At 57.2% G+C, this 26998-nt stretch carries 29 protein-coding genes; 12 read left to right on the top strand and 17 right to left on the bottom strand.

What is annotated here, in order from left to right; genetic code table 11:
- Window positions 1-105 precede the first annotated feature (105 nt).
- The 4 genes from hxpB (at window position 106) to H7R58_RS09770 (ending at window position 3939) form a co-directional block, all read left to right on the top strand.
- Window positions 106-774: a hexitol phosphatase HxpB gene (hxpB, locus tag H7R58_RS09785; RefSeq protein ID WP_106926563.1), complete on the top strand. Its 669-nt coding sequence runs from the start codon at window positions 106-108 to the stop codon at window positions 772-774.
- A gap of 156 nt (window positions 775-930) precedes the next feature.
- Window positions 931-1689 carry a 2-dehydro-3-deoxy-D-gluconate 5-dehydrogenase KduD gene (kduD, locus tag H7R58_RS09780; RefSeq protein WP_413774310.1) on the top strand — a complete coding sequence of 253 codons (759 nt, stop codon included), beginning with the start codon at window positions 931-933 and terminating at the stop codon, window positions 1687-1689.
- An 89-nt stretch (window positions 1690-1778) separates the two neighbouring features.
- The gene (locus tag H7R58_RS09775; protein ID WP_106926559.1) at window positions 1779-2369 is read left to right on the top strand and encodes a metal-dependent hydrolase; all 591 of its coding nucleotides are present in this window, start codon (window positions 1779-1781) and stop codon (window positions 2367-2369) included.
- A 178-nt stretch (window positions 2370-2547) separates the two neighbouring features.
- Entirely contained in the window at window positions 2548-3939 is a 1392-nt protein-coding gene (locus tag H7R58_RS09770; RefSeq protein ID WP_182929049.1) for an L-cystine transporter, read from the top strand.
- A 94-nt stretch (window positions 3940-4033) separates the two neighbouring features.
- Here the strand turns inward: H7R58_RS09770 and cedA are convergent, their stop codons facing one another.
- The 8 genes from cedA to osmE form a co-directional block, all read right to left on the bottom strand.
- Window positions 4034-4273 carry a cell division activator CedA gene (cedA, locus tag H7R58_RS09765; protein ID WP_106926555.1) on the bottom strand — a complete coding sequence of 80 codons (240 nt, stop codon included), beginning with the start codon at window positions 4271-4273 and terminating at the stop codon, window positions 4034-4036.
- Between the two features lie 133 nt (window positions 4274-4406).
- Window positions 4407-5162, bottom strand: coding sequence for a chitin disaccharide deacetylase (gene chbG / locus H7R58_RS09760; protein WP_106926553.1), 756 nt, complete (start codon window positions 5160-5162; stop codon window positions 4407-4409).
- 11 nt (window positions 5163-5173) lie between these two features.
- Window positions 5174-6520 (bottom strand): 6-phospho-beta-glucosidase, encoded by a 1347-nt coding sequence (locus H7R58_RS09755; RefSeq protein WP_182934708.1) that lies wholly within the window; start codon window positions 6518-6520, stop codon window positions 5174-5176.
- 105 nt (window positions 6521-6625) lie between these two features.
- A complete protein-coding gene (gene chbR / locus H7R58_RS09750; protein WP_106926549.1) occupies window positions 6626-7450 on the bottom strand; it encodes a transcriptional regulator ChbR in 825 nt (274 codons plus the stop codon).
- A 25-nt stretch (window positions 7451-7475) separates the two neighbouring features.
- Window positions 7476-7823, bottom strand: a complete 348-nt coding sequence (gene chbA / locus H7R58_RS09745) for a PTS N,N'-diacetylchitobiose transporter subunit IIA (RefSeq protein ID WP_106926547.1) — start codon at window positions 7821-7823, stop codon at window positions 7476-7478.
- A gap of 54 nt (window positions 7824-7877) precedes the next feature.
- Window positions 7878-9236 carry a PTS N,N'-diacetylchitobiose transporter subunit IIC gene (gene chbC, locus H7R58_RS09740; RefSeq protein WP_182929051.1) on the bottom strand — a complete coding sequence of 453 codons (1359 nt, stop codon included), beginning with the start codon at window positions 9234-9236 and terminating at the stop codon, window positions 7878-7880.
- An 80-nt stretch (window positions 9237-9316) separates the two neighbouring features.
- Window positions 9317-9637, bottom strand: a complete 321-nt coding sequence (locus H7R58_RS09735; protein ID WP_182934707.1) for a PTS sugar transporter subunit IIB — start codon at window positions 9635-9637, stop codon at window positions 9317-9319.
- A gap of 285 nt (window positions 9638-9922) precedes the next feature.
- On the bottom strand, window positions 9923-10264 hold the full coding sequence (osmE, locus tag H7R58_RS09730) for an osmotically-inducible lipoprotein OsmE (protein ID WP_182929054.1): 342 nt from the start codon (window positions 10262-10264) through the stop codon (window positions 9923-9925).
- Window positions 10265-10481: 217 nt separating this feature from the next.
- Here osmE and nadE point away from each other — a divergent pair, with 217 nt between their 5' ends.
- The gene (gene nadE / locus H7R58_RS09725) at window positions 10482-11309 is read left to right on the top strand and encodes an ammonia-dependent NAD(+) synthetase (RefSeq protein ID WP_106926539.1); all 828 of its coding nucleotides are present in this window, start codon (window positions 10482-10484) and stop codon (window positions 11307-11309) included.
- Between the two features lie 81 nt (window positions 11310-11390).
- On the opposite strand, the gene spy is transcribed toward nadE, so the two are convergent.
- The 6 genes from spy to H7R58_RS09695 form a co-directional block, all read right to left on the bottom strand.
- On the bottom strand, window positions 11391-11897 hold the full coding sequence (gene spy, locus H7R58_RS09720; protein ID WP_181357992.1) for an ATP-independent periplasmic protein-refolding chaperone Spy: 507 nt from the start codon (window positions 11895-11897) through the stop codon (window positions 11391-11393).
- A 318-nt stretch (window positions 11898-12215) separates the two neighbouring features.
- A complete protein-coding gene (astE, locus tag H7R58_RS09715; protein WP_106926535.1) occupies window positions 12216-13187 on the bottom strand; it encodes a succinylglutamate desuccinylase in 972 nt (323 codons plus the stop codon).
- Window positions 13188-13196: 9 nt separating this feature from the next.
- The gene (astB, locus tag H7R58_RS09710) at window positions 13197-14522 is read right to left on the bottom strand and encodes an N-succinylarginine dihydrolase (protein ID WP_182929055.1); all 1326 of its coding nucleotides are present in this window, start codon (window positions 14520-14522) and stop codon (window positions 13197-13199) included.
- The gene (astD, locus tag H7R58_RS09705) at window positions 14519-15997 is read right to left on the bottom strand and encodes a succinylglutamate-semialdehyde dehydrogenase (RefSeq protein ID WP_182934706.1); all 1479 of its coding nucleotides are present in this window, start codon (window positions 15995-15997) and stop codon (window positions 14519-14521) included. The genes astB and astD overlap by 4 nt, the downstream gene beginning before the upstream one ends.
- On the bottom strand, window positions 15997-17028 hold the full coding sequence (gene astA, locus H7R58_RS09700; protein WP_182929057.1) for an arginine N-succinyltransferase: 1032 nt from the start codon (window positions 17026-17028) through the stop codon (window positions 15997-15999). Before astA ends, astD begins: the two co-directional genes overlap by 1 nt.
- On the bottom strand, window positions 17025-18245 hold the full coding sequence (locus tag H7R58_RS09695; RefSeq protein WP_182929058.1) for an aspartate aminotransferase family protein: 1221 nt from the start codon (window positions 18243-18245) through the stop codon (window positions 17025-17027). Before H7R58_RS09695 ends, astA begins: the two co-directional genes overlap by 4 nt.
- Window positions 18246-18694: 449 nt before the next feature.
- Between H7R58_RS09695 and xthA the strand changes: the two genes are divergently transcribed.
- Window positions 18695-19498: an exodeoxyribonuclease III gene (gene xthA, locus H7R58_RS09690; RefSeq protein ID WP_182929059.1), complete on the top strand. Its 804-nt coding sequence runs from the start codon at window positions 18695-18697 to the stop codon at window positions 19496-19498.
- A 115-nt stretch (window positions 19499-19613) separates the two neighbouring features.
- Here the strand turns inward: xthA and H7R58_RS09685 are convergent, their stop codons facing one another.
- On the bottom strand, window positions 19614-19772 hold the full coding sequence (locus H7R58_RS09685; protein WP_181357991.1) for a hypothetical protein: 159 nt from the start codon (window positions 19770-19772) through the stop codon (window positions 19614-19616).
- Between H7R58_RS09685 and H7R58_RS09680 the strand changes: the two genes are divergently transcribed.
- The 6 genes from H7R58_RS09680 to H7R58_RS09655 all read left to right on the top strand — a co-directional run bounded on the left by H7R58_RS09680 (window position 19698) and on the right by H7R58_RS09655 (window position 25765).
- On the top strand, window positions 19698-20360 hold the full coding sequence (locus H7R58_RS09680) for a TVP38/TMEM64 family protein (protein WP_182930647.1): 663 nt from the start codon (window positions 19698-19700) through the stop codon (window positions 20358-20360). The two genes, H7R58_RS09685 and H7R58_RS09680, sit on opposite strands and share 75 nt — an antisense overlap.
- A complete protein-coding gene (locus tag H7R58_RS09675) occupies window positions 20357-21049 on the top strand; it encodes a TVP38/TMEM64 family protein (RefSeq protein ID WP_182929060.1) in 693 nt (230 codons plus the stop codon). Before H7R58_RS09680 ends, H7R58_RS09675 begins: the two co-directional genes overlap by 4 nt.
- Window positions 21049-22236 (top strand): ABC transporter substrate-binding protein, encoded by a 1188-nt coding sequence (locus H7R58_RS09670; protein WP_413774309.1) that lies wholly within the window; start codon window positions 21049-21051, stop codon window positions 22234-22236. Before H7R58_RS09675 ends, H7R58_RS09670 begins: the two co-directional genes overlap by 1 nt.
- Entirely contained in the window at window positions 22209-23744 is a 1536-nt protein-coding gene (locus H7R58_RS09665; protein ID WP_182929061.1) for an ABC transporter permease family protein, read from the top strand. Before H7R58_RS09670 ends, H7R58_RS09665 begins: the two co-directional genes overlap by 28 nt.
- Window positions 23744-24376, top strand: a complete 633-nt coding sequence (locus H7R58_RS09660; protein ID WP_106926516.1) for an ATP-binding cassette domain-containing protein — start codon at window positions 23744-23746, stop codon at window positions 24374-24376. Before H7R58_RS09665 ends, H7R58_RS09660 begins: the two co-directional genes overlap by 1 nt.
- Window positions 24377-24460: 84 nt before the next feature.
- Window positions 24461-25765, top strand: a complete 1305-nt coding sequence (locus tag H7R58_RS09655) for a rhodanese-like domain-containing protein (RefSeq protein ID WP_106926514.1) — start codon at window positions 24461-24463, stop codon at window positions 25763-25765.
- On the opposite strand, the gene H7R58_RS09650 is transcribed toward H7R58_RS09655, so the two are convergent.
- Together H7R58_RS09650 and H7R58_RS09645 are read right to left on the bottom strand one after the other, a co-directional pair.
- A complete protein-coding gene (locus H7R58_RS09650) occupies window positions 25762-26394 on the bottom strand; it encodes a CDP-alcohol phosphatidyltransferase family protein (protein ID WP_106926512.1) in 633 nt (210 codons plus the stop codon). The two genes, H7R58_RS09655 and H7R58_RS09650, sit on opposite strands and share 4 nt — an antisense overlap.
- Window positions 26387-26953, bottom strand: coding sequence for a carboxymuconolactone decarboxylase family protein (locus tag H7R58_RS09645; protein WP_223878926.1), 567 nt, complete (start codon window positions 26951-26953; stop codon window positions 26387-26389). The genes H7R58_RS09650 and H7R58_RS09645 overlap by 8 nt, the downstream gene beginning before the upstream one ends.
- Window positions 26954-26998 lie beyond the last annotated feature (45 nt).

Genomic DNA, 26998 nt, shown 5'->3' with positions numbered 1-26998 from the left:
CTAAGTGCTTATGAAGTCTACCTGCTGAAGGCGACTTTCGCCCGACTTTACGCGCGATATGATATACCATTAAGCCGCATTCGTTACCCTAAAGGAGAGGTAGTTATGTCCGCCGAGCGTCAAATACGCGCCGCTATTTTCGATATGGATGGCTTACTGATCGATTCTGAGCCGCTGTGGGATCGCGCCGAACACGAAGTACTGAGCGAACTGGGCGTCGATTTCTCCCGCCGACACGAGCTTCCTGACACCCGCGGTTTGCGCATCGACCTGGTGGTGGATCTGTGGTTCGGTCAACAACCCTGGAGCGGCCCGGACCGCGCGACGGTCGTTGAACGCATGATTGCCCGCGTGATTGCGCTGGTTGAGCAAACGCGTCCACTGCTGCCGGGGGTACGCGAAGCCGTCGCCCTGTGTAAAGCGCAGGGGCTAAAAGTGGGCCTGGCCTCGGCCTCTCCGCTGTATATGCTGGAAAAAGTGCTGACCATGTTCGACCTGCGTGACCAGTTCGATGCGCTCGCTTCCGCCGACAGCCTGCCCTACAGCAAACCGCACCCGCTGGTGTATCTCAACTGTGCGGCGGCGCTAGGCGTTGACCCGCTGTGCTGCGTGGCGCTGGAAGATTCCGTGAACGGCATGGTCGCCAGCAAGGCCGCCCGCATGCGCTCGATTGTCGTGCCTGCCGCAGAAAGCCAGCTCGACCCGCGTTTTGCGCTTGCCGACGTTAAACTGACGTCGCTGGAATATCTGACCCGCGAAAATCTGTGCGGCTAATGATAATGCGGGCACCAATTGTGCCCGCAAATGCCAACCCAATCATAAAAATGAAACGCTGTTTTATTTTTATTTGAAATTTCTGCTATGCCCTTCTATGCTCTAGCCCTGTAAGTCTTCTCATAACGATAAAAACCAAATACAGGGGTCGAAATCATGCTTCATACTTTCAATCTGCAAGGTAAAGTCGCGCTGGTGACCGGGTGTGATAAAGGTCTTGGTCAAGGGATGGCGCTGGGGCTGGCGGAAGCCGGCTGCGATATCGTGAGCGTCAGCCGCAGTATCCCGCAGGAAACCGCAGAAAAAGTGGCCGCGCTGGGCCGCCGGATGTTTGCTATTCAGGCCGATCTCGGCCGACCTGAGGGGATCGCCGATATCGTGCCGGCCGCCGTTGCTGCCGCTGGCCGCATCGATATTCTGGTGAATAACGCCGGGACTATCCGTCGCGAAGATGCGCTGAGCTTCAGCGAAAAAGACTGGGACGACGTCATGAACCTGAATCTGAAATCCGTATTCTTCCTTTCCCAGTCGGTAGCAAAGCAGTTCCTGAGCCAGGGCAGCGGCGGCAAGATTATCAATATTGCGTCAATGCTCTCTTTCCAGGGCGGCATCCGTGTGCCATCCTACACCGCCTCCAAAAGCGGCGTATTAGGTATCACCCGCCTGCTGGCTAACGAATGGGCGCAGCATGGCATCAACGTTAACGCCATCGCCCCGGGCTACATGGCGACCAGCAACACCGAGGCGCTGCGTGATGACGTCGAGCGCAATAAAGCCATCCTCGAACGCATTCCCGCCGGTCGCTGGGGAACGCCGGACGATCTCAAAGGCCCGGTGGTGTTTCTTGCCTCGCCGGCATCAGACTACATCAATGGCTATACGATAGCCGTAGACGGTGGCTGGCTGGCACGTTAATTTTTTGACAAAGAGTTACACCGTAACCTCTTCCGCCTACTGTACAAAAACCCTATACTGTATGAATTCACAGATTAATGGGTTTTATCATGACGGCGGAAGGTCATCTGCTCTTTTCTATCGCCTGCGCGGTATTTGCTAAAAATGCCGAACTGACGCCGGTACTCGCACAAGGAGACTGGTGGCACATCGTGCCTTCGGCGATATTAACTTGTCTGCTTCCGGACATCGACCATCCGCGCTCCTTCCTCGGGCAACGGCTCAGCTGGCTGTCTAAACCCATCGCCCGAATGTGCGGCCATCGCGGCTTTACCCACAGCCTGCTCGCCGTGTTCGGCGCGCTAACCCTTTTCTACCTGAAAGTCCCGGATAGCTGGATTGTCCCCGCCGATGCCGTACAGGGCATGGTGCTGGGCTACCTGAGCCACATTCTTGCCGATATGCTCACGCCCGCCGGCGTACCGCTACTCTGGCCGTGCCGCTGGCGCTTTCGTTTGCCGATTCTCGCACCGCGCAAGGGCAACCAATTAGAGCGCGTACTGTGCATGGCGCTGTTTGCCTACGCCGTTTTTATGCCGCAATCGCTGCCAGACAACAGCGTGGTGCGCTGGTCTTCGTCGATGATTAATTTGCTGCAAAACGACTTCGATCGCTTTATTAATCGCCGGGCTGAGCAATAATCCAGCGATAATGTCTTTTTTGGCATAATCCATTCCATTTGGATATAAGCGGACTTTTTTCAGTTCTGTTAACCTTCTCACATCCAGACAAATCTTTACGGGTTTGTCCTAAAAAGACACCCGCTGCGGCATCTTTACTGCCCGCAGACGGCGTGGAAAATGCTTCAGGAGAACGGGGATGAACCTTCCATTAATCGCGAACATCGTTGTGTTCGCCGTATTGCTGCTGGCGCTGGCGCAAACGCGTCACAAGCAGTGGAGTCTGGCAAAAAAAGTGCTGGTCGGTCTGGTTATCGGCGTGGTCTTCGGGCTTGCACTGCAGCTTATTTACGGGTCTGATAGCCAGGTACTCAAAGACTCTATTCAGTGGTTTAACGTTGTCGGCAACGGTTACGTACAGCTGCTGCAAATGATTGTCATGCCGCTGGTCTTCGCCTCGATTCTGAGCGCGGTGGCCCGTCTGCACAACGCCTCTCAGTTGGGTAAAATCAGCGTGCTCACCATTGGTACTCTGCTGTTCACCACGCTGATTGCCGCGCTGGTCGGCGTACTGGTCACCAACCTGTTCGGCCTGACCGCCGAAGGTCTGGTACAGGGCACCGCCGAGACGGCACGCCTGAACGCAATTCAGAGCAGCTACGCAGGTAAAGTGGCCGACCTCAGCGTTCCTCAGCTGCTGCTGTCGTTTGTGCCGAAAAATCCGTTTGCTGACCTGACGGGTGCTAACCCAACGTCAATCATCAGCGTGGTTATCTTTGCCGCTTTCCTCGGCGTTGCTGCGCTGAAGCTGCTGAAAGATGACGCGCCGAAAGGCCAGCGCGTGCTGACGGCTATCGACACCTTACAGGGCTGGGTCATGAAGCTGGTGCGTCTGGTCATGCAGCTGACGCCGTACGGCGTACTGGCGCTGATGACCAAAGTGGTTGCCGGTTCTAACCTGCAGGACATCATCAAGCTGGGCAGCTTTGTGGTTGCCTCATACCTGGGCCTGCTGATTATGTTCGTTGTGCACGGCATTCTGCTGGGCGTCAACGGCGTCAGCCCGCTGAAATACTTCCGTAAAGTATGGCCAGTGCTGACTTTCGCCTTCACCAGTCGCTCCAGCGCGGCCTCCATCCCGCTGAACGTTGAAGCGCAGACGCGTCGTCTGGGCGTACCGGAATCTATCGCCAGCTTCTCCGCCTCTTTTGGCGCGACCATCGGCCAGAACGGCTGTGCGGGCCTCTACCCGGCCATGCTGGCGGTAATGGTTGCCCCAACCGTCGGCATTAACCCGCTGGATCCGCTGTGGATTGCGACCCTGGTCGGTATGGTCACCGTTAGCTCCGCAGGCGTTGCGGGCGTTGGCGGCGGTGCAACCTTCGCCGCGCTGATCGTCCTACCCGCGATGGGTCTGCCGGTCACGCTGGTGGCGCTGCTGATCTCCGTTGAACCGCTGATCGACATGGGGCGTACCGCGCTGAACGTCAGTGGCTCAATGACCGCCGGTACGCTGACCAGCCAATGGCTGCGTCAGACCGATAAAGACGTATTGAACAGCGAAGAAGATGCCGAGTTAGCCCACCGCTAATCTGTCGGGCTACCGTTATCGCCGCCCCTCTCCGGGGCACAAAAAAACCGCGGGTTAATCACCCGCGGTTTTTTGATATCCGGTGTTATACCTGCTACGCCTCAATGTCCCCTTCCTGACGCATCTGCACCGCCCAACGCTGGGCCGATTCCGGAACGCTGAACGCCTGAGAACGTCGAAACGCGCTGCCCATCAGCACAAACGCCACGTATTTGCCGCGCAGCAGCCACACGTCGCGAAAGCCTTCAACCTTCACAGCATGCTCGGGCGGAGCGGGTTCGGAACGGGGGACATAGCTGATAATCTGCCGATTTTGTTGGCGAAGCGGTTTCATAAGCAGTTAAATTCACAATCAGTAAGACAAAGCGGTAAACCCTTATGATAGCAGGATTCACGCGCAATCGTCATACACAAAAAAGCCCGACAGGGTGGCTGTCGGGCAAAGGGTTGAGGGGGTAAAACAAGGATTACACGTCGCGGAATGTCCCGAGGCGGTAGCCTCTTTCCGCAATAGCATATTTCAACGACGCTGAGGTCAGTACATCCAGTTCAGCCAGACGCGGGTAGCAATACGCACTGCCCATAATGGTGTTGTCGACAAACGCCGGATGGCACATCACTTCCAGGGACTGCTCGCCGCGCGCGGCAGAGCTATCCAGTACCTCAAGGAACAGCGCATCTGAGATAGCATCGCCATAAAACTCGCTGCTGAACCCTTCACTGCTGCGCAGCCCTTCCGGGAGGGTAAACGGATACGGAATGGTGCGGTCAACCCGCAGCGCAATGCCTTTGGATTTCGCAAACTCGGCCACCAGCGGGAAGATTTGCGGGATCATATGCACGTGATGATGGCTGTCAAAATGCGTCGGCTCAGCGTCGAACAGGTCGACAAAGCGCTGGTACTGACACTCCAGCTCGCGGGCAATCTCATCCATCGGCAACGCGTCTTCTTCCGCCATCTGCCAAATCCATTTGCCCAGCTTACCCTCACGGGTCAGACCCGGCATCGGCGTCAACGGTTCGCCCAGCGTCAATACGAAGTGCATCCCCACCGCCAGCGCTGGCGTGCGGCGGCTCAGTTGAGCCGCGTGGTCGATAGCCGCGCCGTTAACCAGCGCGGTGGTCGAGGTAACCAGTCCATTCTTACAGGCTTCGATAATGCCGTAGTTCTGCCCTTTGCTCAGGCCAAAATCATCGGCATTAACGATTAACAAACGCTCCATCATGCCTCCTGTCACTGTTTCAGTTTCTCCACGGTGGCGGCGAAGTTCGGCAACCATTTTTCATGGGCCAGAATCAGTTCGCGCGCCAGCACCTCTGCATCTTTATCAGAGTGGATAAGCGGACTTAAGTTCAGCGCCAGCAGCACATCGTTGAATTCACCGCTGATAGCCGCCTGGCTTGCGGCAATTTCGAAGCCTTTGATGGTGTGAATCAGGCCCAGCACCTTCTCATCGAAATGGGTCACACGCGGGTGCGGTTTCGCGCCGTCGCGGCCCAGAATAGAAGTGACCTCAATGGCCCAGTCCGCCGGAATATTGTCAATGTGCCCATGGTGCGGAATGTTGACGTAGTGTTCGGTCTGCTTATCGTTGTAGATAGCGTTGATCACTTCACACGCCGCGTCGGAGTAATACGCTCCACCGCGCTGTTCCAGCTCCTTCGGTTTGACGTTCAGATCCGGATTCTTGTACAGCTCAAACAGCTGTTTCTCAACCTTCTGCACCACCTGCGCGCGCGCGCCGCCTTTGTAGTACTCGCCCATTTCGATAGCCAGCATCTCTTTCTGCTTGAAGTAGTACAGCAGATAAGAACACGGCAGCAGATTCAGGGAGCGCAGCAGCCCTTCGCTGAACGGCATGTCGAAAATGTTCTTCACCGTGTTGGCAGACAGCGTACCGGAGGCCACGCCGTCCAGCAGTTCGGCAAAACGGGACTCGCCGTTGACGATCACATCACGCACGAAGACCATATGGTTCAGACCAAACAGGTCGATGGAAAGATCGTCTTTCTCTGTCAGTCGCAGCACGTCGGTGAAGAACATCTTCATGCCGATCGGAATGTTGCATACGCCGATAAAACGCTTGAAGTTGGTATGGCGATACACCGCCTCGGTCACCATCCCGGCCGGGTTGGTGAAGTTGATAACCCACGCGTTCGGGCAAACATCTTCAACATCTTTAATGATGTCGAAAATCACCGGAATAGTGCGCAGACCTTTAAACAGGCCGCCCGCACCGTTGGTTTCCTGGCCCAGGTAACCGTGGCTCAGCGGAATGCGTTCATCTTTTTCACGGGCTTTAAGCTGGCCCACGCGTAGCTGGGTGGTCACGAAGTCGGCATCTTTGAGGGCTTCACGGCGGTTCAGCGTCTTATAGACCTTCATCGGCACGCCGGCCTTTTCTACCATGCGCTCACAAAGTGCGTGAATGATGTCCAGCTTCTCCTGGCCATCTTCCACGTCCACCAGCCACAGTTCGCTGACCGGCAGTTCATGATAGCGCTTGAGAAAACCTTCCAGTAATTCCGGCGTATAGCTGCTACCACCACCAATTGTGACAACTTTTAATTTCTGGCTCATACTTTTCTCCCTCGTGATCCACAAGTTAAACGTGGGTTACCCTCCACATTATGCGTGGATAGTTAAAGTCTTTAATTCAGAGCTGCGGCGAAACTCCGCAGCGCGTTATTTAATAACCGTCAGTTGCTTCCGATAATTGCTCGGCGTGAATGAGGTGAGCTTTTTGAATGTTTTAATAAACAAACTTGGGCTGCTATACCCTGACTCATAGGCAATATCGGTAATCGAGTAGTTGGTTATTTCAAGCTGTTTTCTGGCGAAGTTAATGCGGATATCATTAATGATCTGCATTGGCGTTTTGCCATAGTAGCGCTGGGTCGCTCGAGTTAAGTATTCCTGAGTTTTTCCGGATAACTCGACCATATTTTCCAGAGCACCTTCACCAAATTTTAATTTATCGTGCATGGCTTCAACGGTGGATTTTAACCACGCTGGCGTAACATCCTGCGCCTGTTCTTCACGGTAATGCCGCAAGCGGTTAATCACATAGAAGGAAACCAGTTCAATAAATTCGTCAAATTCCGTTTCACGAAAATGCAGCGAAGAAATAACGGACTCAATGTAGCTAAGAAACGTGCTTTTAATCGAATAGACTTGCGAAGCAACCAAAGCAAACGGTACCAGCGCCTGATAATGGGTGTCGAAGAAGTCTTTGCTGATCCCGACGTTGAGGATCCGCGTCGCGCCAAACTCGTAAAAGCTCTGGTGGTGCGAACCCATCGGGATGAAAACAAAGTCTCCGCGCTCCAGCATGACCCGCTTGCCGTTTATCTCCTGATAATAGCGCCCGGTCAGTACGATGGTGAACTCGTAGTAGTCATGCTGGTGCAGCCCGCTGATGCTTTCCGTTTTGTTGTAGATGAAGACATGAAAATTCTTACCGTTAAAGAGCTGTTGTTCTCGGGCGGTGTTGATTTCCATGGTGATCATCTTTGGTTGCCTCATAGGGAAAAGCCTATTGTACCTTCTCGTGAAGTTCGATCAATTCAGCAACCAGCTCGCGCGCTAACATTGACGTCATAAGATGATCCTGCGCATGAACCAGCACCAGGCTAACCTTCATGCGGCCTTCACCTTCATCGCTTTCAATCAGCTGCGTCTGTACGCGGTGTGCTTCGCTCAGCGCGATGCGGGACTGTTCCATGGTCGCCTTCGCGGCCTCAAATTCACCCTGCTTTGCCTGCTTCAGCGCGGCGTATGCCAGGCTACGCGCCTGACCTGAGTTGATAATCAGACCCATCACCACTTCTTCGAGATCGTTTTCCTGCACGTCCTCAGCAACAACATTATCCAGATCGAACATACTTATTCCCTTTTGTGAGGGCGGTATGGAGGTTCGCTCCATACCGCATTGGCATTAGAATTTCAGAGCAGCGGCGATGTCTTCTTCGCTTTCTTCTTTGTCAATGGTGGCCTGCGCTTTATTCGAGATAATCACGAACGGCATGTAGACCAGCGTTGCGACACCCAGGTTGAACAGCGCCAGAATCAGTGCGGCTACGCTACCGTTGGTGTTAAAGAATGCACCCAGACCGGTTGGCATTGTCCATGGCGCCACGTTGGTGATTGGCGGGATGATGCCCAGGGTATACGCGGTCATGGTAATCGCGGCCAGCAGCGGCTGAATCAGGATGAACGGAATAAACATAACCGGGTTCATGATGATTGGCAGACCGAACAGAATCGGTTCGTTAATCTGGAAGATGCCTGACGGCAGCGCCAGCTTAGCAACCTGACGGTGATCTTCGCGGCGAGAGGCGATGAAGATAGCGATGATCAGACCCAGCGTTGCACCCGTACCGCCGAGGAAGATGTAGGAATCCAGCATCGGCTTCGCCCACATGTGGAACTGGTGACCGGCGGCAACCGCGGCTTCAACAGAACCGTACTGCAGGTACAGAGAGATGTTTTCCAGCGCCCATGGGGTCATGATGCCGCTGTCCAGCGCGGAAAGCGCCAGGGAACCGTGCACACCGAAGAACCACAGCAGCGAGGTAAAGATAACGTAAGCCCAGCCCACGACGTGACCCATAGAAGCCAGCGGCGTAGAGATGGTGTCCATGATGATCTGGTGGAAGTTGGTGCCCCAGTGGGTCAGCGCCCAGGAGATAATCCCCATGATGGACAGAATAATGAACCCCGGGATAACCGCTGAGAACGAACGGGACACCGAGCCCGGTACGCTATCCGGCAAACGGATGACCCAGTTACGGCGCACCACAAAGGTGAACAGTTCGGCAACAACCAGACCGATAATGATACCGGAAATAATGTTTGCCCCGCCTAACCAGTTAGCGCCTACGGCATAGGCTTCGCCTACGCTGTACGGTGTAACGGTCATAAACGCGGCAATTGCAATTAAGCCTGCGGCCATCGGGTCAACTTTGCGTTCTTCGGCTAACGCTGAACCGATAAAGAAAGGTGCCATCAGCGACATAATGCCTAAGGTACCGTTATAAACGTTACCGCCGATGGCTTTAAAGCCGTTTAATGTTTCAATGGTGGACGCATCCAGACGAATGCCCATTGAATAGAAGAATGACCCCTCACCAAAGCTCAGAAAAACGTTATTAATTAATACAAACATGGCCCCCGCGAGGGTCAGTGGCATTAATTTAATAAAGCCGTTTTTAATGGCATTGACGTGTGGCTGCTTTCCTATTTTAACAGCAAAAGGAAGGAGTACCTTTTCAAGCGAATCGATCACTTTACTCATAGAAAAATACCCTTAAAGGGCCGCAATAAAATTGCGGCGATTAAATATGAAATAACTCTTTGACGGGAAAAATAAAAAAATTACTGCGCAGCTGCTTTTTTAATTGCAGCAACAGCTGCCTTAAGCACACCTAAACCATCGACCTTGCCATACAGCGTTGAATCAATAACCTCAACCGGCTTGTTCGGTAAAATCTTTTTAATATCGTTCAACATATAGGCGATTTGCGGGCCGAGTAAAATAACATCAGCCTGCGGACCTTTCTCACCGGCAAATGTTTCCGAGAAGGCTTCAATCACGACCGGTACTTCGTATTTCTCAGCCTGTGCACGCATTTTGGATACCAACAATGAAGTGGACATTCCGGCAGAGCAAAAAAGATAGATATGTTTCTTTTCCATTCACGCTTCCTCAACTTGTGAAATCTGTCATCATCGGGCGATGTTCCATGTGCCCATAACCCTCGTATGTAACAGATGAGTTATCTACTGTTTATGCCTTGAGTATACGGCAACAATTTGCCTACCGATAATTCCTAAGACCCAAAAATTGTCTCTCATTGACCTCTTGTTTTGACTACCTTCACACTTTACTCAAAATAATTCGCGACAAGAAATAAGCATGACATCTGATAAAAAAGCCCGACGCTAAGGTCGGGCTTTCGTAGATGTCCTCTAGATGCGCGATTATGACTTCTTAACCGCCGGATCGGTATCGTACTCAGCGCAGGTCTGATAGCCGGAATTGATAACGTGACCGGTGTCATCCAGGGCCACAAAGTAGGTTTCAGCTTTACCATCACGTTGACCCAGGATATAGGTCTGGCACGTGCCGCGTGCGTGGATCATCGTCACTTCCGACGACGGCTTGCCGGCGACCTGCATCACCTGTGAACGGCTCATCCCTTTTTTCACATCTTTCACAACCGGCTGTGTGAACTGGTCTTTGGTACGATCGTAAGCGGTACAGCCTGCCAGCATTGCCAGTACGGCTGCGGCCCCCAGAAGTCCTGCAACATGCTTTTTCATCTTCCCTCTCCTTTCGTTCGATGTTTTTTAAGCCTGGAATAAATATTGCTAATTATCAACCGATACGCCGAAATCAACGCCAATCAGGTTAATGAATCGGATTTATTTACCTCTGGTAAAACTGTGATCCTTGTCGTTTTACCGTCAAAGAGGTAGCTTTAACACTTTGTTCTGATGGGCTATCGGCAAGGCTGGCACACTCATTCCGGAGGGGTAAATGGCATTACAGCAAGAGATCATTCAGGCGCTCGGCGCAAAACCACAAATAGATGTACAAGCAGAGATCCGCCGCAGCGTGGATTTTCTCAAGGCATATCTGAAAACCTATCCGTTTATCAAATCCCTGGTGCTGGGAATCAGCGGCGGTCAGGATTCGACGCTAACCGGCAAGCTGTGCCAACAGGCCATTAACGAGCTGCGCGCGGAAACCGGCGACAGTGCGCTGCAGTTTATCGCGGTCCGCCTGCCCTATGGCGTGCAGGCCGACGAACAGGACTGTCAGGATGCCATCGAATTTATTCAGCCGGACCGCGTACTGACGGTCAATATTAAGGGAGCCGTGCTGGCCAGCGAACAGGCGCTGCGCGAAGCAGGCATTGAGCTGAGCGACTTCGTTCGCGGCAATGAAAAAGCCCGTGAGCGCATGAAGGCCCAGTACAGCATCGCGGGGATGACCCACGGCGTGGTGGTCGGTACCGATCATGCAGCGGAAGCGATAACCGGCTTCTTCACCAAATACGGCGACGGCGGCACCGACATTAACCCCATCTTCCGCCTCAACAAGCGCCAGGGCAAACAGCTGCTCGCCGCGCTGGGCTGCCCTGAGCATCTTTATCTGAAAGCCCCCACCGCTGACCTTGAAGATTCCCGCCCTTCTCTGCCGGACGAGGTCGCGCTGGGCGTCACTTATGACAACATTGACGACTATCTGGAAGGTAAAACCCTGGCGCCTGAACAGGCGAAGATTATCGAAGGCTGGTATCTGAAGACGGAGCACAAACGCCGTCCGCCGATTACCGTTTTTGATGACTTCTGGAAGCGATAAATGAGAAAACCGCCGGAGCTGCCCATAGCCATCGGCATTTATGGGCAACTTCGGCGGTCTTAAGATCGTATGCCGGGTCGATTATTCGGCAGGCGCAGGAGGCATTTTACCTTCCGGTGCATTATGTTCTGTCAGACGCTTCTCAAAATTAGCATTAAACTGCTTTTTCTGTTCCGGCGTTAAAATGTTGTAAATCTTGTTCTGGGTTTCCAGACGAGACAGCATCATGGTCTTATGCTGCTCTTCCATCTTGTTAATCTGTGCTTCAGCCTTAGCTTTGTCGAAGCTGTCGCTGGCAATCAGGCTGTGCATTGCACGCATCTCTTCCTGCGGCGGGCGTTTCATGTGTTCGCGGCTGTCTTTCATAATGTCGCGAATCTGCTGTTTCTGTGCATCGGTCAGGTTCAGCCCCTGGAACATCATATCGTGACGTGGGCCCATCTTACCTTTGTGATGATGCATCATCTTACCGGCCGGCTGCGTCGCATCTGCCGCGGTGGTCGTGGTGGTATCCGCAGCGTGAGCCAGATTAGCCGCGCCCAGAGCCAGGGTAGAAGCAACAAACAGTGCAGTTAATTTTTTCATCATCAAGTCCTTACTTTCAGTTATTCTGACGGCGCATTGCCGTGTTGACGAGATTAACTTTACGGGGTTTATCGTCAAATAATCAGAGTGTAGGTAAAACAATGAAAGTGTAAAAAAAAATTTTACGACAATTATGAGGAAATTAAGGATAAACTGTGGAGAGTTGCAACAAAAATATGCAATATGCTGATTAAGAAGAGATTTTGAAGAAGTATAAAGCAAGCATGTTTATTAATAAAGCAAAACACCAGGAATATTCTGCAATATCCTCGAGGAGAAATAATAAAAAGCCGCAACACCATGATGTGCGGCTTTTTTATATTATGGGGGAAGACGTTCAAGCATGAGCCCCGCCCGCATACCCAGCGCGACGTCAGGGTTAGGAAACAGCACGTACTCGCAGGGCGATTGCACCACGTAGCGGATCTCGCCGTCCTGCGCCAGCAGCGTCCCTTTGGCAAACGGCGTAAAGTTCAACGTCTGTGCCGACATGTGCAGCTGGAACTCAGCGCTGCGACGCGTTATTTCTTGTACCACCCGGTAGTTGAGCGGCGGCGTTGCACAGCCGCCGCCGCGCTCGTCCGCCAGCAGATTGGCCAACTGTCGTTCCACCAGGGCAAACTGACTCAGCTCGTTTTGCCCAAACGGCCGCGCTTTACCCAGCTCCAGCGTGCATGACAGCGCCGCAAAGGCCTCGCTAGTAAAATGGCTGAACGTGCCGCCCGGTGCCTGATGAAACACCAGCGCCTGAAGCCCCGCTGAGCCTAACCAGCTTAAAAACTCCGGCTCCCAAGGCAGCTCGCGCGCCGGCAGGACGCCAAAGCGCGGGTGATGTGAGCCGCGAATGGCGGTGTGCATATCAAGGTGCCAGCGCGTGTCGGCCGCACAGCGCTGGTAAAATGCCGTCACGGTCTGCTCCAGACTGGCGGCACGGATGGTTTCATCGCTGACCGGAAAATGCAGCCAGCGTCCGCCGAACATGCGGTTAAGATCGCTGTGCAGGTAGCGCTTGTTATCACGCAGCGCCGGCGGGTTACCTAACACCACCAGCAGATGCCAGCGTAGCGCCTGCTTGCCGCCGATCAGCGCACTCAACAGTTTATCGAGGATTTCGACCGGTGCCGTTTCGTTACCGTGGATCCCCGCCGACAGCACCATCGCCTGCGAGCAAGGGCGGTGCGGCGTCAGCTGCAGCACCCCCGCTTCTCGCCACTCCCAGTGAAACGTGCCCATGTCCCCTTCGGGCTGCGACGGCAACCGCCCCGCCAGCGTTAATGCCAGAAACTGTTTCATGCCGCCTCCTTAACGCTGAAAGGGGTAGAGGGAACCCAGCTGTAAAATTTGCGTCAGACGGTCGAGCGCTTCCCGCCCTTCTGTCAGCAGCAGCGGATCGGCAAGATCGGCCTGAGTCAACCGATCGCGATAATAGCGGTCGACCCAATTATTGAGCGTGGCAAACAGCGTATCGTTCATCATCACCGCCGGGTTTACCGCCCGGCGCTCATCTTCGGTCAGCACGACCCGCAGACGCAAGCACGCCGGGCCGCCACCGTTGGCCATGCTTTCGCGCAGATCAAACATCTTTAGCTCGTCGATAGGATTATCCTGCGCCAGCAGCGTATTCAGATAACGCCAGACGCGCGGGTTCTCCTCCACTTCTCCCGGCAACACCAGCAGCATGCTGCCGTCAAGCTTACTCAGCAGTTGGCTGTTAAACAGGTAGGTCGCCACCGCTTCCGCCACCGTCACCTTCGCACGGGGAACTTCGATGGGCATAAACCCCGGCACTTTATGCGCCAGCAGCTGCAATAACGCCGGCTGGTCAACAAACGCCTGCTCATGGCAAAACAGCACCTGGCGGTTACTGACGGCGATAACATCATTATGAAACACGCCACCATCGATCGCCTGCGGATTTTGCTGGGCGAAAATCACCTGATTGGGATTGATCTGGTTAAGCCGGGCCACCGCTTCGCTAGCGGCGCGGGTCTGCCGCGCCGGATAGCGCTGCGGTGATGTGCTGGCATGCGCATCACGGCCGTAGATAAACAGCTGAGTGCCCGGCTGCCCGTAATCACGCCCCAGCCGATTATGGTTTGCCGCACCTTCGTCCCCCATCGATGTGCCCGCAGGCAGCGGGCCATGTACGGCAAACTTATCTGGATCGGCAAATATCGCCTGCAGGATGGCCTGGGTGGTGGGCGCTTCGCTGGCGCGATGCAACAGGCTGCTCAAATTGGCAACCGTCAAATGGACCTTTCCGTCCAGCGCGTCGGCGGAGGGGCATACCGTCGCCGCATTCGCCACCCACATCGCCGACGCCGAACTGGCGGCGCTGAGCAGCGCTGGCGCCTGCGTGGCGGCTTTCGCCAGCACCTGCTCGTCGCGGCCGCTAAACCCAAGCTGACGCAGCAGCGCCACGTTGGGCCGTTCCTGCGGCGGAATCACCCCCTGCGGGAAACCGGCATCAGCCAGCGCCTTCATTTTCAGCAGCCCCTGTCTGGCCGCTCGCTGTGGATTCGACACCTGATGTTGATTACGCGTCGACGCCTCGTTGCCAAACGACAGCCCGGCGTAGTGGTGCGTCAGACCCGGCAGGCCATCGAAGTTAACCTCCCAGGCGTTCATGAGGGCACCTCACGCTGAAAATCCAGCCCGGGATTAAGCGCGGCAGGCAGCACCAGCGTCGGCGATTCGAGGCTGGCCATTGGCCATGCGCAATAATCCGCAGCGTACCAGGCACCTGGACGATGGTTGCCCGATGCACCCACGCCGCCAAACGGTGCGGTGCTGGCCGCGCCGGTTAACGGTTTATTCCAGTTCACGATCCCGGCGCGCGCCTCCAGCAGCAGACGGTCAAACTTGTGCCGGTCCGGCGAAATCAATCCGCAGGAAAGCCCGTAACGCGTCGCGTTCGCCAGCGCGATAGCCCGATCGAAATCATCATAACGCCAGACGCCCAATAGCGGGCCAAAGACCTCTTCATCAGCCAGATCGCGCGCTTCGCTCAGATCAACAATCCCCGGCGTGAGCAGCGATGTTCCCGGCTGGAGAATACGCGGGGCCAGCAGCGTCACGCCGCCCTTTTCCACCTGCATTTGCCAGGCCTGATACACGCGTTCGGCGGCCTGCGCAGAAATCAGCCCACCGATAAACGGCTGCGGTTCAGCGTCCCAGGCGGCCGGAATAATCCGTCCGCTCACCTCGACCAGCCGCTGCAGGAACGCATCGCCCAGCGCGCCGCGTTTCACCAGCAGACGGCGCGCGCAGGTACAACGCTGACCGGCGGTGATAAACGCCGACTGAATGGTCAAATGTACGGCAGCGTCAATATCCGCAGGTTCATCGACGATAAGCGGGTTGTTGCCGCCCATTTCCAGCGCGAGTATCTTCTGCGGCTGACCGGCCAGCTGACGATGCAGATGGAAACCGGTCGCCGAGCTGCCGGTAAACAGCACGCCGTCGATTCCCGGCTGGGCGCTCAGCGCCTCCCCGGTCTCCCGCCCGCCCTGAACCAGGTTAAGTACGCCCGGCGGCAGCCCCGCCCGTTCCCACAGTTTCACCACCGCCTGCGCGCAATCTGGCGTCAGTTCGCTGGGTTTAAACACCACCGTGTTGCCTGCCAACAGCGCCGGTACGATATGCCCGTTCGGCAAATGACCGGGAAAGTTGTAGGGACCGAAAACCGCCAGCACGCCGTGCGGGCGGTGCCGCAGCGTTGCGGCCCCGTCGGCCATATCGGCCTGGCTTTCGCCGGTCCGGCTGTGATAGGCCTTCACGGAAATGGCGATTTTGTTGATCATCGTCGCCACCTCGGTCGCCGCTTCCCAGCGCGGTTTGGCCGTCTCGCGTGCCAGGGTTTCCGTCAACCCCGCCTTATTCGCCTCAAGCAGCCCGGCAAAGGCCTCAACAATCTGCTGACGTTCGCCGAACGGCCGGCGCGCCCAGGCGGGAAACGCCGCCCGCGCCGCGTCCACGGCCAGGGTCACCTGCTGCACGCTCGCGTCGTGCCCCTGCCACACCGTTTCACCGCTTACCGGGTTTGCGCGCTGGCGACGCGGGCCATCGCCAGCAAGCCAGGTTCCATTAATCCACAGGCTCATTATTTTTTCTCCTCTGGGCACAGGCGCACCAGGCGTACGTTATCGCCAGGATGGCAGTTCAGCGCATCTCGCTGTTCGGCGCTTAAGCTCAGGCTGTCACTCGCCGGGTCAGCGTGAACCAGCATGGCGCGATAATGCTGGTACTGTTCGTTAGCCACTACGCACAGCGGCAGGTCCTCGCCGCCGGGTTCGCCTTCAGCCACCGTCACCAGACGGCTTTTACGCACCGCGCGCACCCGGTCAATTTCACATTCCAGCGTCGGGCCACCGTCGAAAATGTCGACATAGTCACGGTAGCGAAAGCCTTCTTTTTCCAGCACCGCCCGCGCGGGAGCCGTTTGCGGATGCACCTGGCCTATCACTGCCCGCGCTTCTTCGCTCAGGAAATCGGTGTAGATCGGATGCTTTGGCATCAGCTCAGCGATAAACGCCTTTTGCCCGGTGCCGCACAGGTAATCCGCGCGAGCAAACTCCATAGAAAAAAAGCGTTTGCCCAGGCTTTCCCAGAACGGCGAATAACCGTGCTCATCAATTACCCCGCGCATTTCCGCCACCACCTTGTGGTTAAAGCGATCGCGAAAGGCCGCCATAAACAGAAAACGCGACGAGGACAGCAGGTGGCCATTACTTTCTTTGCGCCACGCCGGGTCGAGAAACAAGGTACACAGCTCGCTGCTGCCGGTATGATCGTTGGTCAGGAACAGCGTCGGCAGCGCGTTATACACGTTCAGCTCCTTCGAGGCATGTACCAACGTACCGACCCGGTAGTTATACCAGGGATCGTTGATGCCAACGGCGACCTCAATCGCGCACACCCCAACCACCGCGCCGCTGCGGGTATCTTCCAGGACAAAAACATAGCCCTGGTCGCCGCGCGGCAGCGTGCCCTGCCAGGTGGCCTGCGAGCGGGCGATACGCGCCGCCAGGGTCTGTTTGTCGGCCGGCAATGAGGTCAGCCCGCCGCCCGTTTCCCCCGCCAGCGTATAGAGGCCGGGCAGATCGTCTGCGCCGACCGGACGGATAATCATCATGATGATTCTCCCGCAATGAACCGTTCACAGGCGGCGGCGAAGCGATTGAGGCCAAGGGTCACATCGTCTTCTTTGATAATCAGCGCCGGCGCAAAACGCACCACGTTAGCCCCGGCAATCAGCACCATCAGCCCCTCTTCAGCCGCCAGTTGGCTTATCAGCTTCGCCTTCCCGGCATACTCATCCCGCAGCGCGCAGCCAATCAGCAGGCCAACGCCGCGGATCTCTTTAAATAACGCAAACTGGTGGTTAATCGCCTGCAGGCGTTCTTTGAACCACTGTTCGCGCTGCTTCACCCCGTTTAACACCTGCGGCGTATTCACGATCGACAGCACTTCACCGGCCACCGCACAGGCCAGCGGGTTACCGCCATAGGTGGTGCCGTGCGTCCCCACCGTCATCACGCTGGCATACGCATCGCGTGCCAGCAGCGCGCCAATCGGGAAGCCACCGCCCAACGCTTTGGCGGTCGTCAGCAGATCCGGCGTCACGCCATAATGCTGATACGCATAGAGTTCTCCGCTACGCCCTACGCCGGTCTGCACCTCATCAAAAATCAGCGCCGCGTGGTGACGATCGCACAACGCGCGTAGCGCCTGTAAAAATTCACCCGATGCCGGTACCACGCCACCTTCGCCCTGGATAGGCTCCACGATAACGGCACAGGTATCGTCATCAATCAGCACGCTGGCCGAGTCGATGTCGTTATATACCCCGTGACGGATCTCCCCCGGCAGCGGCGCGAAGTCCTGCGAGTAGGCGGGCTGCCCGCCGGCGGTTACGGTAAACAGCGTGCGGCCGTGAAACGCATTCTTAAAGGCCACGATCCCACTCTTATGGCTGCCAAACTTGTCGTGCGCATACTTACGCGCCGTCTTCAGTGCCGCTTCGTTAGCTTCGGCGCCGGAGTTACAGAAAAACACGCGGTCGGCAAACGTGGCATCGATCAGCTGCTTTGCCAGTCGCAGCGCCGGTTCGTTGGTGTAGCCATTACCGGTATGCCAGAATTTTGCCGCCTGCTCGGTCAGCGCACGTATCATCGCCGGGTGGGCGTGTCCCAGCGCATTTACCGCGATACCGCCAGCAAAATCGATATAGCCTTTCCCCTGTTGATCCCACAGCCAGGCGCCCTCACCGCGAACCGGAATAAACGGTGCCGGTGCATAAACCGGCATCATCCACTGATCAAAATCTTGACGGCTGATTGACTGAGACATAGCGACCTCTACAGGTAAATGAATGGTTTAATTTATGTTAATTATTTGAGTGCTTTTCACTGTAAATGTAGATTGCACGGTTCGTGCCAGCGAGAGAGAAAACTGCATAAACGCGGACTGCAAACGAAATATCAATAGGTTACACACCATCACCATTCAATAGATGTGCATAAAAAGTGAATATTAAGGCATTAACGGCGCTTTGCAGGGCAAAATTAAGAAATGTTATGCATCGGCAAAATATCATTCTGGATTTGTGATCCACTGCGAAATTTATCGTAGCTTTACGCTTCATCACGGCGCAGATTGCCTCAACCTGGTGCACATTTTGCTCGGGAAGATGGCAGCAGCCATCAAAGAAATTGGCGATACCGCGGAGTGAAGGCAGCGGCTGACGTTAAATTCTGCTACTATCCCGTCACAATTCACTCTGCAAAGTGGCAACGACTATGAAATTTGTCTCTTTTAATATCAACGGCCTGCGCGCCCGTCCTCATCAACTGGAAGCCATTGTCGAAAAGCATCAGCCCGACGTGATTGGTCTACAGGAGACAAAAGTTCACGATGACATGTTTCCTCTGGAAGAAGTGGCAAAGCTCGGCTATCACATTTTCTATCATGGCCAGAAAGGTCACTATGGCGTGGCGCTGCTGACCAAGGCCGAGCCGGTGGCGGTTTATCGCGGCTTCCCGAACGATGGCGAAGACGCTCAGCGCCGCATTATCATTGCCGAAGTGCCGTCGCCGTTTGGCAACGTGACGGTAATCAATGGCTACTTCCCGCAGGGAGAAAGCCGCGATCACGAAACTAAATTCCCGGCCAAGACCAAGTTCTATCAGGATCTGCAGGATTACCTGGAAACCCGGCTGAACAAAGATAACCCGGTACTGATTATGGGGGATATGAACATCAGCCCGACCGATCTCGACATCGGTATCGGCGAAGAGAACCGCAAGCGCTGGCTGCGCACCGGTAAATGTTCGTTCCTGCCAGAAGAGCGTGAATGGATGCAGCGTCTGCTCGGCTGGGGTCTGGTGGATACCTTCCGTCACGCCAACCCGGAAACCAACGACCGCTTCTCGTGGTTTGATTACCGCTCCAAAGGGTTTGACGACAATCGTGGCCTGCGCATAGACCTGCTGCTGGCCAGCCAGCCGCTGGCAGCACGCTGCGTGGAAACCGGCATCGATTATGAGATCCGCGGGATGGAAAAACCGTCGGACCACGCGCCGGTATGGGCGACGTTTAAATAATCGGTTGCCGCGCGGCGCGCTTTGCTGACGTAAAGGGCGTCGCGTTAACGCAGCTTTGTAAAAATCCTGAGCAAAATCAACAAACAGGCGCGAAATCCTTGCCGAGATGGCCGTTCTATAATACCGTCGCGCGCACCTTTTCTTCCCGGCAGGAGGACCCCCATGCAAAAGAAGTCGCAACCACGCAGCCGTTAAGCTCCTGCTGATTGTTGCCGTTGTCGCACTGCTGTCCTTTCTGATACACCGCATCGGCCTGATTGAGCTGGTCACCCATTTACGTCAATTACAGGATACCGTGCAGCACAGCGGCGCGATGGGCTATGCGCTTTACATCGCCCTGTTTGTGCTCGCGTCGCTCTGCCTGCTGCCGGGCAGCGTCCTGGTGCTGGCGGCGGGCATGGTATTCGGCCCATGGCTCGGTACGCTGCTGTCGCTTATCGCCGCGACCGTTGCCTCGGCGCTCTCTTTTTTGCTGGCCCGCGGGTTGGGACGCGCGCTGGTGTTCAAATACGTCGGCCATACCCGCACCTTTCAGGCTATCGAGCGCGGCATCGCCCACAGCGGCATTGATTTTCTGATCCTGACCCGACTTATCCCGCTGTTTCCGTATAATATTCAGAACTACGCGTACGGCTTAACGTCGATGCCCTTCTGGTCATACACCCTGGTTTCTGCGCTCACCACCCTGCCGGGGATTGTTATCTATACGTTGATGGCCAGCAAACTGGTGGCGGAAGGCATCACCCTGACCTTTGTGCTTCAGCTTAGCCTTGCCGGGCTGGTGCTGTTTGCGCTGGTACAAGCGGCCAAGGCTTACGCACGCCATAAGCACATTGCGCTGGCCGAAGAGGACGAGAAATGAAGCCTATCTGGTACGCCCGACTGCTGATGATTGCCGCGCTGACGGCGCTGGTGCTCGCATGGCTATGGATTCCCGGCGTACATGCGTTCGTTCGCGATAGCCTCGATGCCTTTCTGGCGGTAGACCAGCAGGGCATCGAGCGTTTTATTCGCGCCTACGGTTCGCAAGCGGCGATCGTCTCGTTTCTGCTGATGATTTTTCAGGCTATCGCCGCGCCGCTGCCGGCGTTTTTGATCACCTTTGCCAACGCCTCGCTGTTTGGCGCATTCTGGGGCGGCGTGCTCTCCTGGAGCAGCGCGATGGCCGGCGCAGCGCTATGTTTTTATATTGCGCGCATTATGGGCCGCGGCGTGGTAGAAAAGCTCACCGGAAAAGCGGTGCTCAACGGCGTCGACGGTTTTTTTGCACGCTACGGTAAACACACGATCCTTATCTGCCGCCTGCTGCCTTTCGTGCCGTTCGATCCGATAAGCTACGCCGCCGGGTTAACGTCAATGCGCTTTCGCCACTTTTTGATTGCCACCGGCCTCGGTCAACTGCCCGCCACCATCGTCTATTCGTGGGTCGGCAGCATGCTTACCGGCGGCACGTACTGGTTCGTGACGGGGCTGCTGATTCTGTTCGCACTGACTATCGTTATCTTTGTCGCGAAGACATTTTATCTCGAACGCCAGAAGAGGAAATCCTGATGCGTTATCACGGATCACACCGTTACCTGCGCGGCGCGCTGCTGGGCCTGCTATCGCTATGTTCATCGGCAGCCATCGCCGTCGACTGGCAGCAAATTGAACATGAAGCCAAAGGCCAAACCGTTTGGTTCAACGCCTGGGGCGGCGATGAAGCGGTCAATCACTACCTGGATTGGGTCAGCGGTGAAGTGAAGCGTGATTACGCCATCAACCTGCGGATTGTGCACATTGCCGACGCGGCGGATACGGTTAAACGCATCCAGTCCGAAGCCCGTGCCGGGCGTACCCAGCGCGGCTCGGTCGACCTGCTATGGGTCAACGGTGAGAACTTCCGTACGCTTAAAGAGGCCAACCTGCTGCGCACCGGCTGGGCAGAACAGCTGCCAAACTGGCGCTATGTCGATCTCAGCAAGCCCGTACGTGAAGACTTTTCCGTGCCGGTCGAGGGCGCTGAATCACCGTGGGGCAGCGCGCAGCTGACCTTTATCGCCCGTCAGCAGCAAACGCCGCAGCCGCCGCAATCACCGCAGGCGCTGCTCGATTTTGCCCAGGCGCATCCAGGTACGGTGACCTACCCGCGTCCGCCGGACTTTACCGGCACCGCGTTGCTCGAACAGCTGCTGATCAACCTGACCACACAACCCGACGCCCTTAAGCTGCCACCGGACTCCCAGAGCTTTGCCGCCGTTACCGCGCCGCTGTGGGCTTATCTCGACCGGCTGCATCCGCTGATGTGGCGCCAGGGCAAAGATTTCCCGCCCTCGCCCGCGCGGATGGATAGCATGCTGGCCAACGGCACGCTACGCCTGTCGTTGACCTTTAACCCTATGCACGCCAGACAGAAAGTGGCAAAAGGCCAACTGCCGAAGGACAGCTACAGCTTCGGCTTCCGCTCCGGGATGCTCGGCAACGTTCACTTCGTCACCATTCCGGCAAATGCCTCGGCCAGCGCCGGAGCGCAGGTGGTGGCGAATTTCCTGCTGTCGCCGACGGCACAACTGCGTAAAGCGGACCCCGCCGTATGGGGTGACCCGAGCGTGCTCAACCCGGTAACGCTCAGCGCCGGCCAGCAAAAAACGCTGCGGGCGCTGATGCCGGAAGATACGCCGCCGGTGCTGGCTGAGCCGCACGCTGCCTGGGTGAACGCGCTGGAGCAGGAATGGCTTCGCCGCTACGGTACGCACTGATTCTGCTGTGCTGGGGCATGATGCTGGTCATCTATCTGCCCCTGCTGCCCGCTGCGGGTGTGCTCTTCACGCCTGTGCTATCGCTATCCTCCTGGCAACAGCTGCTGGCGGATCCTCAACTGCCTCAGGCTGCAGCGGCGACGTTTATCTCAACGCTGATTGCCGTCGGCGGCGCGCTGCTGTTAACCCTGCTGATTATCGCCACCCTTTGGCCCTCTCCCGCCTGGCAGCGGCTGGCCTCGCGTCTGCCGTGGCTGCTGGCGCTGCCGCATGTGGCCTTTGCCAGCGCGGCGCTGCTGCTGTTTGCCGAAGGCGGCGCGCTGTATCGGCTGCTGCCGGCCCTGAGCCCGATTCAGGATCGCTATGGCATCGGACTCGGGCTGGTGCTGGCGGTGAAAGAAAGCGGCTTTCTGCTATGGGTCTGTTGGGCGCTGCTCGGCGAGCGGCGGCTGGCGGAACAGGTGGTGGTGTTCAAAAGTCTCGGCTACGGGCGCGGCCAGTGTCTTAATCGGGTGATCCTGCCCTCGCTGATGCCATCGCTCAGCGTTGCGCTGCTGGCGACCACCGCCTGGACGCTTTCCGTGGTCGACGTCGCCATGATAGTCGGCCCGGGGAACCCGCCGACGCTGGCAGTCCTGGCCTGGCAGTGGTTGAACGACGGCGACGTCGACACGCAGGCCAAAGGCGCACTGGCCTGCCTGCTGTTGCTGGCGGCCCTCGCCGTCATTGCCAGCGCCGCTGCGCGACTGTGGCGGTACGGGCAAAACCGCACGCCGCACTTTGACGGCGAACGGCAGCCGCATTTCCCGTTGCTACCGGGGCGCAGCCTGGGGCAACTTCTGCCGCTGTGCGGCCCGCTTTGCGCGTTGTTCCTGCTGGCGCTGGCGCACGGCGCGCTGCCCGGCCAGGAAACGATCGGCAACAGCCTGTGGCTGGCGCTGCTGTCGGCCACGATTGGCGCTGTCGTCTGCCTGCTGTGGCTGGAATGGGGGCCTGCGCGGCATCAGCGCTGGCTGGATCTGCCGCTGCTGCTGCCGGCGCTGCCGCTGGCCGCCGGGCAGTATCAGTTAGCGCTGTACGGCTGGGTAGACGGACTGTTCAGTACCGTGCTGTGGGGACACCTGCTGTGGGTCGTCCCCTGGATGCTGTTTGTACTGCGTCCTGCCTGGCGGCAGATAGACCCGCGCCAGACGCTGCTGGCACACACGCTGGGCTGGGGGCGCGGGCGCGTCTTTTTACAGCTAAAGTGCCCGCTGGTCATCCGCCCCCTGCTCTCTGCGTTGGCCGTCGGCTTTTCCGTCAGCATCGCGCAATATCTCCCCACGCAATGGCTCGGCGGCGGGCGCATTCCCACGCTCACCACAGAAGCGGTCGCGCTGAGCAGCGGCGGCGCCACCGCCACGCTTGCCGCTCAGGGACTCTGGCAAACGCTGCTGCCGATGTTCTTCTTTTTGTTAACCGCGCTACTGGCGCGGCGAATCAGCCATTTCAGACGAGGGCTACGCTGATGCTACAGGTGCAGAATTTAACGCTCATGCAGGCAGAGCAGCCCCTGCTGCGCGAGGTTAACTTTAGTGTCGCGCCGGGTGAAATTGTGACGCTGATGGGGCCTTCCGGCTGCGGAAAATCGACGCTCTTTTCGTGGATGGTTGGCGCCCTGGACGGCGCGTTCCGCAGCCAGGGCCAGCTGTGGCTCAACGGCCGCCGCTGCGATGCGCTGCCTACCGAGCAGCGGCGCATCGGCATTCTGTTTCAGGACGCGCTGCTGTTCGATCATCTGAGCGTTGGGCAGAATCTGCGGCTGGCCCTGCCCGCCAGCGTGCCGCGCAGCGCACGTAATGCGCAGGTTGAACAAGCGCTGACCCACGCGGAGCTGGCCGGGTTTTTCTCGCGCGATCCGGCGACGCTTTCCGGCGGTCAGCGCGCCAGGGTGGCCTTGCTCCGCGCTCTGCTGGCGCAGCCGGATGCTCTGCTGCTGGATGAACCGTTCAGCCGTCTCGATCAACAGCTGCGCGGCAGCTTTCGTCAGTGGGTCTTTCACGCGCTACGCGCGCAGCAGATTCCGGTCGTTCAGGTCACCCACGACCCGGACGATGTGCCGCCGAACGGCCGCTGTTTACCGCTCGCGGACTGGCGCTGACGCGGTAAATACTGCGTTAACGCAAGGTATTTCTTTTAGCAGAGGTTCAGAATGACGCTCCTTTTATCTTCGTCGGACGATTTGATGAAACGTGTTTCTCAACTGACTGCGCTGGCCCTTGCGCTTGGCCTCGCCTCTTCTGCTTTCGCCGCTGAAACGGCGAGTACCCTCACCTTTACCCACCTGCTCCAGCAAAAGGGTGCCGCCATCGATACGCGCATGAGCGCCTTTTACAACGGCTGGCCACAGCAGGAAAATGGCCCTCGCGGGCATGAGCCAGGCGCGCTGAACCTCTCTGCCAGCTGGCTGTCAGCCATGAACAACGAGCAGCTGGAAGCCTGGGCGCAGCAGCATCAGCTGAAAAAAGAGACCGACATTGCCCTCTACGGTGACAGCAAAGATAACGATGCCGTGGCGAAGCGCTTAAAAGCGGCAGGTTTCACCCGTATCTCCACCCTCAGCGATGCGCTGCAGCAGCCGGAACGGCTGCAAAAGCTGCCGCACTTCGAGCAACTGGTGTACCCGCAGTGGCTGCACGACCTGCAGCAAGGTAAAGCGGTGGCCGCCAAACCGGCGGGCGACTACAAAATTATTGAAGCCGCATGGGGCGCGCCGAAGCTGTATCTGGTCAGCCATATTCCGGGGGCTGGCTATATCGATACCAACGAGGTTGAAAGCGAGCCGCTGTGGAATAAAGTGTCCGACGAACAGCTCAAGGCGATGCTGGCCAAACACGGTATCCGCCACGACACCACCGTGATTCTCTACGGTCGTGATGTGTACGCCGCAGCGCGCGTCGCGCAGATCATGCTGTATGCGGGCGTGAAGGATGTTCGCTTGCTGGACGGCGGCTGGAAGACCTGGGCCGATGCCGGGCTGCCGGTCGAGCGTGGCTTACCTCAGGACGTGAAACCAGCGCCTGATTTTGGTGCCACCATTCCCGCGCAGCCGCAGCTGATGCTGGATATGGAACAGGCGCGCGGCCTGCTGCACCGTCAGGACGCCTCGCTGGTGAGCATTCGCTCATGGCCGGAATTTATCGGTACCACTAGCGGCTATAGCTACATTAAGCCAAAAGGTGACATTGCCGGCGCGCGCTGGGGCCATGCGGGCAGCGATTCTACCCATATGGAAGACTTCCACAACCCGGACGGCACTATGCGCAGCGCCGATGATATCACCCGGATGTGGAAATCCTGGAATATCCTGCCGAGCCAGCAGGTTTCCTTCTACTGCGGTACCGGCTGGCGCGCCTCGGAAACCTTCATGTACGCGCGCGCCATGGGCTGGCAGAACGTCAGCGTCTACGATGGCGGCTGGTACGAATGGAGTGCGAACCCGAAAAACCCGGTTGCCACCGGCGATCGCGGGCCAGAAAGCGCACGCTAATTCGCGCCTTCATGACGCTGAAGCCCTTTCAGCGTCATGTAACCTCCCCACACCCGGTTAAAGGTCGTCAGCCAGCACAGCGCGCCGAAAACCCACGCCATCCACGCAAACCACGCCGGAAACAGGCAGCCCAGCACAAACAGCAGGATCGTCTCCGTGCCTTCAGTTAAGCCGCCCAGGTAATAAAACGATTTATGAGCATAGCCCGGATTGTCGATTTGGTGCTTCGTCGCCAGCGCGGCAAAGGCCAGAAAGCTGCTGCCGGTGCCCATAAACGCAAACAGCAGCCAGCCGCCCGCCAGCGCATTGGCTGCCGGATCCGCCAGCATAAAGCCGAACGGCACCAGCGCGTAGAACAGAAAATCGAGCGCGATATCGAGAAATCCCCCGGCATCCGTCAGGCCGCGCCGCCGCGCCAGCGCGCCGTCAAGACCATCCAGCAGACGGTTGGCCACAATCGCCACCAGCGCCGCGCCATACCAACCGAGCGCAAGGAACGGCAACGCCAGCACCCCAATGGCGAACCCCAGTAGCGTAATGCCGTCCGCCGATACGCCGGGCTTGTCCAGCGCCTGCGCCAGGCGGTTGAGTACCGGCTTAAGTCGCGGATGAAGGTGCTTATCAAGCATCGGCTTTTTCTCCCATCTGACACAGCCCCTGCGACGGAATATCCAGCGCGGCGTTGAAGCGAGCGGATAAATTCTGAAACGCCACCAGCGCCGTCATTTCGCTAATCTGCTCCGCATTAAAGTGACAACGTAACGCATCTTTTTGCGCAACAGTGACCTGCGGCGGCGTAGCGGTCATCGCTTCGGCATAATCCAGCGCCGCGCGCTCAGCATCGTTAAACAGCGGCGACGATCGCCAGTCGCTCAGCGCCAGCACCTTGTCCATCGCCCCGCAGCGCTGAGCCAGGCGGAGGCTGTTGGCGTCAATGCAAAACGCGCAGTCGCACTGCTGGGAGACGCGGGTCATCAGCAGCGCGCGCAGCGTCGGCGTCAGACGCGCTTTTTTCCGCTCCAGGTAGCCGACAAACAGCGCCACCAGCCAGAACAGTCGCGGCATCCGCCCCCACCAGCGCGTGGGGTTCAGTACCTCGCCATAGTGCTTTTGCTGCATCGCGGTAATCGGCTTCAGGCTCAGCGGCAGCTGGCTGAGCGGCGGCACCCAGGGTTGTTGATTTTTCACCCGAAAACTCCTGTAAGGCTTTAGCACACGACAAAGCAGCGATAA

This window comes from Klebsiella sp. WP4-W18-ESBL-05 (genome assembly GCF_014169075.1).
Lineage (GTDB): Bacteria > Pseudomonadota > Gammaproteobacteria > Enterobacterales > Enterobacteriaceae > Kluyvera > Kluyvera ascorbata_B.
This window is presented reverse-complemented; position numbering and strand designations above follow the sequence as displayed.